A 6,356-nucleotide genomic window follows, 5' to 3' on the forward strand; every position below is an offset into this window, starting at 1 on the left:
TAGAATCAGAGATCAACGTCTAAAAGATCGGGTAGTTACACCTGAAGAAGCAGCTTCCTGGATTCAAAGTGGAATGACTTTAGGCTTAAGTGGGTTTACACGTGCAGGTGATGTAAAAGCAGTCCCATTTGCGCTTGTAAACCGAGTTAAGAATGATGAATCTTTTAAAGTAAATGTTTATACTGGGGCTTCTTTAGGCTCGGATGTAGACAAATTATTTGCTGAGGCAGGAATTTTAGGGAAAAGATTACCTTTCCAAGCTGACGCGACGATGCGAAAAGGAATTAATAACGGAGACTTTTTATTTGTGGATCAACACTTATCTCATACAGCAGAGTTACTCCGCGCTGACGTTCTGGATATAGATTTCGCTATTTTGGAAGCGGTTGCGATTACAGAGGGCGGAATGATTATTCCAACCACTTCAATTGGAAATTCCTTAGCGTTTTCCTTAAATGCTAAGTCTATTATTATTGAAATGAATATGGCTCAATCCACGCAATTAGAGGGACTACATGATCTATATGAACCAGGTAAACAAGGGGAGAGGCTTCCAATTCCGCTTGTGAAAACAGATGACCGAATTGGAACAATCGGTATTCCAATTGATCCTGAAAAAGTAAAGGGAATTGTGTTTACGAATCAATTGGATTCGCCATCGACAATTGTTCCTCCGGATGAAGAAACGGTCATTATGGCACAGCATTTAATAGAATTCCTTCGAGAAGAAGTTAAAATAGGGCGATTAACAAATCGTTTAGCGCCGTTACAATCAGGAATTGGTTCAGTTGCTAACGCAGTATTGCATGGAATGTTAGATTCAGAATTTGAAGATTTAGAAGTGTATTCTGAAGTTTTACAAGATGCAGTTTTTGATCTTATGGATGCTGGAAAAGTCAATTTTGCTTCTTGTTGTTCTATCACGCTTTCTGAAGAGAAAATGCAACAAGTATTTTATAACTTTGAAAAATATCGTGACAAATTAATGATGCGTCCGCAAGAGATTTCCAATCATCCTGAAATCATTCGTCGCCTTGGATTAATCTCAATTAATACTGCATTAGAATTAGATATATACGGAAATGTTAACTCTACTCACGTTTTAGGTACAAAAATGATGAATGGAATTGGTGGGTCTGGTGATTTTGCAAGAAATGCACGCCTAGCTATCTTTGTTACTAAATCGATTGCGAAAGGTGGTAACATTTCAAGTATTGTTCCTTTCGTTTCTCATGTAGACCATACTGAACATGATGTAGATGTTATTGTTACTGAACAGGGGTATGCCGACTTAAGGGGACTTGCGCCAAGAGAAAGAGTGGAACTTATTATTGAGAATTGCGCACATCCAATGTATCGTGATCAACTACGTGCTTATTACGAAGAAGCAAAAACAAGAGGTGGACAAACTCCTCATATTTTAGAAAAAGCTTTTTCTTGGCATACGAATTATGCTAAAAATGGAACAATGCTTGAAGCGGTAGTAGAAACTGTATAGGTTTGTATCGTACGAAATAGTAAAACGAATGAGTGAGTTTGAAGATTAAATTTTAGAAAAAGAGAACACCAACTTTTAGGGATGGTGTTCTTTTTCTTTAAAAAAATTGTACTGGTTATAATAAAGATTTATAAAAATAACCTCTAATTTATGAAAAAAAAGGTTTTTTGAAGTGCTTTCCGAATCAATTTAGTAGTTTACATATCGAAGGTGAGGAGAAAGAATCATGAAGATAAGAGAAGCGTTATTAAGTGAAGCAAATGAATTAAGTGAATTCGCACTACAATCAAAAGCAACGTGGGATTATAGTGAAGAATTCATACTTGCTTGTAAGGAAGATTTAACAATTACAGAAGAATACATAAAAAATAATTTTGTATATGTTTTAGAAAACGATAATGCGAAGATTGGTTTTTTCTCATTTTTACGTAATGATAAAGCTCTCGATTTCTTGTACATTCATCCTGATTACAAAGGAAAAGGTTACGGGAAAATACTTTGGGAGTACGTAATAGAAAAAGCCAATGAACTAGGATTAAAAAGTTTTACGATTGATAGTGATCCGAATGCAAAAGGATATTACTTGAAAATGGGGGCACAGTTAATAGGAGAGACACCATCAACTGTCTTTAAGGGTCGTGTACTGCCTCTTTTGAAATATGATGTGTAAAACTATTAATAGTAGGGGAAGATTAGAATGGATGATGTAAAGGAAAAAAGAATATATGAAGCACTAATAAAATCGTGGTCGATTGAAACGAGTTCAAAGTGGACAATTGAAAACCCAGCAAAGGGACAGTGTGGTGTAACGGCTCTAGTCGTTCAAGACATATATGGAGGAGAAATTAAAAAGACAAAAGTAAGAGAGGTATGGCACTTTTATAACTTTATAGATGGGCAGAGATTTGATTTTACAGAGAATCAATTCAATGGGAAATTGAATTATATGGATGTGGAATCAAATCGGAAAGAAGCATTTGCAGATACAAATGAAAAACAATATAGCATTTTGAAGGAAAAAGTAACGAAAGAATTCAAATTATCTTTTGACTCTTAATCTTTAATAAGTTACTATAATGGTGGTAACTTATTAAAGGGAACTTCATAGAGTTGAAAGGGGAAATACTTTTGAAAACAACTTATGTAAACGCTACAATTGTAACGATGAATGAACAAAACGAAGTGATAGAAAATGGATATATCATTGTAGAAAATGATCAAATTATAGATGTAAAGAGCGGAGAATTCGCTAATGATTTTGAAGTAGATGAAGTAATTGATATGAAAGGAAAGTGGGTTTTACCAGGGCTTGTAAATACACATACACACGTTGTAATGAGTCTCCTAAGAGGTATTGGCGATGATATGTTATTACAGCCGTGGCTTGAGACGAGAATTTGGCCACTGGAAAGTCAATTTACTCCCCAAATTGCGGTCGCTAGTACGGAATTAGGATTACTTGAGATGGTGAAAAGTGGTACAACATCATTCTCTGACATGTTTAATCCAATTGGAGTAGATCAAGACGCAATTATGGAAACGGTATCAAGGAGCGGGATGCGAGCTGCTGTTTCAAGGACTTTATTTAGCTTCGGAACGAAAGACGATGAAAAGAAAGCGATTGAAGAAGCTGAGAAATATGTGAAGCGTTACTATAACGAAAGTGGCATGTTAACTACGATGGTTGCACCACATAGTCCATATACATGTAGTACAGAATTGTTAGAAGAGTGCGCACGGATTGCAGTAGAGAATCAAACGATGGTTCATATCCATCTTTCTGAAACAGAGCGTGAAGTACGTGATATTGAAGCACAATATGGAAAACGTCCAGTAGAATATGCAGCGAGCTGCGGATTGTTTAAACGCCCAACAGTTATTGCACACGGTGTAGTATTAAATGAAGATGAGCGTGCATTTTTAGCAGAACATGACGTTCGAGTAGCTCATAATCCGAATAGTAATTTAAAACTAGGTTCTGGTATAGCGAATGTAAAAGCGATGCTAGAAGCAGGAATAAAAGTAGGAATTGCAACAGATAGTGTTGCATCTAACAATAATTTAGACATGTTTGAAGAAATGCGCATAGCGACTTTACTACAAAAAGGTATTCACCAAGATGCAACAGCTTTACCAGTTGAAACAGCTCTTACACTTGCGACTAAAGGGGCTGCTGAAGTAATCGGGATGAAACAAACAGGATCACTTGAGGTTGGAAAATGTGCTGATTTTATTACGATTGATCCATCTAATAAGCCGCATTTACAACCAGCAGATGAAGTGTTATCACATCTTGTGTATGCTGCTAGTGGAAAAGATATAAGCGATGTAATTATTAACGGAAAACGTGTCGTTTGGAATGGCGATTGTAAAACGTTAGATGAAGAGCGTATTATATTTGAAGCAAGTCGTTATAAACGAGGTTTGCAAAGATAGATAATTATGTGGCAGTTGAAAAAGCTATCCTTTTAAAAGGATAGCTTTTTTCTTGAACGAATAAATATTCAAAAGAATGTCGCATCTTTCTGTTCATATTTCTGCTATAATATATTACGCTTTATAATATTTTATATTGAAGGAGAACAACTCATGAAGCGAAAAAAGAGCCATTTAATGGTAATGGCACTTGTTACATCTTTATTGTTAACAGCTTGTAATAATAAAGGGAATAAAAGTGATACAGAGGTTAAAAAACAAGTGTTAAATGTAACAGTATCAGAAGAAATTCCTTCTCTGGACACTGCTAAAACAATGGATGGTACATCATCACACGTTATGCAGAATATATTTGAAGGGTTATATGTATTAAATGATCAAGATCAGCCTATTCCAGCAGTCGCAAGATCGTTTAAAAGAAGTGAAGATGGTAAGAAATATACATTTGACTTGCGTAAAGATGCAAAATGGTCAAATGGGGATAATGTAACAGCAAATGATTTTATATTTGCGTGGAAACGTGCAATTAACCCTGAAACGGCATCTCAATATGCATACATGCTCTTTTATGTGAAAAATGCGAAAGAGATTAATAAGGGAACAATGCCTCTTGATGCACTTGGGGTTAAAGCAATAAATAATTATACGTTAGAAGTTGAACTCGAACAGCCGGTTCCGTATTTTTTACAGCTGTTAGCACTACCTATATACTTACCACAGCATGAATCATTTTTGAAAGAACAAGGAAACAATTATGCATTGGAACCTAGTAATCTCATATATAACGGTCCATTTGTATTAGAAAAATGGAAGCATGAACAAGAGTTTCAATTAAAGAAGAATGCTACATATTGGGATCAAAAGAAAGTGAAATTAGACGAAATAAACTTTCATATCGTAAAGGATACAATGACAGCTGTAAATTTATATGAAGCCGGAGATTTGGATCGAGTACCTATTAATTCGCAAGTTGTAGACAAGTATAAAGGGAATAAGGAATTACATATGTCGAGTGATCCTGGAATTGCTATGCTTCGTTTTAATGAAAAAAATACCGTGTTAGCAAATAAAAAGGTGCGTCAATCTATTTCATTAGCGTTAAATAAGGATGATTTCGTTGCTCACTTTATTAATAACGGAGCAAAACCTGCAAGCGGGCTTGTACCAGTTGGTCATGTAAATGAAGTGACCGGTAAAGATTTTAGAAAAGAAAACGGAGATCTTTCTTCATATGATTTGCAAAATGCGCAAAAGATTTGGAAAGAAGCGAAAAAAGAGCTTGAAGTAGAGCAAGTAAACCTCGAGTTTTTAACGTTTGAACAAGATAATGCAAAACGGATGGCAGAATATATAAAAGGTGATTTAGAAAAGAATTTGCAAGGACTCACGATACAAATTAAACAACAGCCATTTAAGCAAAAATTACAGTTAGAACAAGCAGGTGATTACGATATAACTATGGCAAATTGGGGACCTGACTATAAAGACCCAATTAGTTATTTAGAGTTATTTACGACAGGGAATCCGAATAATAAAATGAATTATTCTAATGTTCATTACGATGAATTAATAAAGAAAGCGAAAACGGATTTTGTACTAGATACGGAAAACCGATGGGAAGCGTTGCGAGAAGCCGAGCAGGTATTATTAGAAGATGCTGCGGTAGCGCCGCTTTATCATATTGGCTCAGCATATGTACAAAAGGATTATGTAAAAGGAATTGAAAAGCATCAATTTGGTGGTATTTATACTTATAAGAATGCTTATATTGCTAATGAATAAATACAAAAAACCTTACTTTTTAAAAGTAAGGTTTTTTACACATGAATTCTATTAAACCGATTTCAATAAAGCGTAAAAATTCGTATCATATGGGACATCATCTTGATACATATAATTTTTTAGAACGCCTTCTTTTTCAAAGCCTAATTTTAATAGTACTTTATTGGAAGCTTCATTTTCAAGAAATACAATTGCTCCAATCCGCTTTAAATGAATCGTATGGAAACCGTATGATATAACCTCAGAAACAGCTTCAGTCGCATATCCTTTTCCCCAGTGTTCAGGCAAAAAGGCATAACTTATATTGGCTCGTTTATGCTCAGAAGACCAATCGTGAAAACCAATGGTACCAATGAGTTCTTTCGTGTCTTTTAATTCGATTCCCCATTTTATACCGCTTCTTGCATTGTAACTCAACTTAAAATTATGAATGATTTGCTTCACTTGATCAATATCTTGTAACGGTTTTTGGCCATAATAGCGCAGTACATTAGTATTAGAAAAGCATTGTAGTATACGCGGTGCATCTTCTTCGGTAAGTTCTCTTAAAATGAGTCGGTCTGTTTTCAATATAGGAAACATGCTTTCACTCCATTTCTTTTGAAACTAGAATGTGTTGTTATTATATAATCTAGTCTGA

6 protein-coding genes are annotated in these 6,356 nt (G+C 35.1%); 5 read left to right on the plus strand and 1 reads right to left on the minus strand.

Annotated features, from left to right (window positions below; genetic code table 11):
- The 5 genes from ACQGS6_RS21155 to ACQGS6_RS21175 form a co-directional block, all read left to right on the plus strand.
- Nucleotides 1–1,498: acetyl-CoA hydrolase/transferase family protein (locus tag ACQGS6_RS21155; RefSeq protein WP_426965539.1), on the plus strand; the 1,498-nt coding region annotated here is incomplete at its 5' end.
- A gap of 226 nt (nt 1,499–1,724) precedes the next feature.
- Nucleotides 1,725–2,168, plus strand: a complete 444-nt coding sequence (locus tag ACQGS6_RS21160) for a GNAT family N-acetyltransferase (RefSeq protein ID WP_000701894.1) — start codon at nt 1,725–1,727, stop codon at nt 2,166–2,168.
- Between the two features lie 27 nt (nt 2,169–2,195).
- Nucleotides 2,196–2,555: a YunG family protein gene (locus tag ACQGS6_RS21165; RefSeq protein ID WP_000342906.1), complete on the plus strand. Its 360-nt coding sequence runs from the start codon at nt 2,196–2,198 to the stop codon at nt 2,553–2,555.
- 53 nt (nt 2,556–2,608) lie between these two features.
- Nucleotides 2,609–3,934, plus strand: a complete 1,326-nt coding sequence (locus ACQGS6_RS21170; protein WP_326318446.1) for a bifunctional S-methyl-5'-thioadenosine deaminase/S-adenosylhomocysteine deaminase — start codon at nt 2,609–2,611, stop codon at nt 3,932–3,934.
- 153 nt (nt 3,935–4,087) lie between these two features.
- Nucleotides 4,088–5,716, plus strand: coding sequence for a peptide ABC transporter substrate-binding protein (locus tag ACQGS6_RS21175; protein ID WP_426965540.1), 1,629 nt, complete (start codon nt 4,088–4,090; stop codon nt 5,714–5,716).
- Nucleotides 5,717–5,767: 51 nt separating this feature from the next.
- Here the strand turns inward: ACQGS6_RS21175 and ACQGS6_RS21180 are convergent, their stop codons facing one another.
- Entirely contained in the window at nt 5,768–6,298 is a 531-nt protein-coding gene (locus ACQGS6_RS21180) for a GNAT family N-acetyltransferase (protein ID WP_000483972.1), read from the minus strand.
- Nucleotides 6,299–6,356: the final 58 nt, after the last annotated feature.

Source organism: Bacillus sp. GMs2/2, assembly GCF_050172095.1.
GTDB lineage: Bacteria > Bacillota > Bacilli > Bacillales > Bacillaceae_G > Bacillus_A > Bacillus_A cereus.

Coding starts and splice junctions, on each gene's coding strand:
- ACQGS6_RS21160 (WP_000701894.1), top strand. CDS start 1,725: ATGAAGATAAGAGAAGCGTTATTAAGTGAAGCAAATGAATTAAGTGAA.
- ACQGS6_RS21165 (WP_000342906.1), top strand. CDS start 2,196: ATGGATGATGTAAAGGAAAAAAGAATATATGAAGCACTAATAAAATCG.
- ACQGS6_RS21175 (WP_426965540.1), top strand. CDS start 4,088: ATGAAGCGAAAAAAGAGCCATTTAATGGTAATGGCACTTGTTACATCT.
- ACQGS6_RS21180 (WP_000483972.1), bottom strand. CDS start 6,298: ATGTTTCCTATATTGAAAACAGACCGACTCATTTTAAGAGAACTTACC.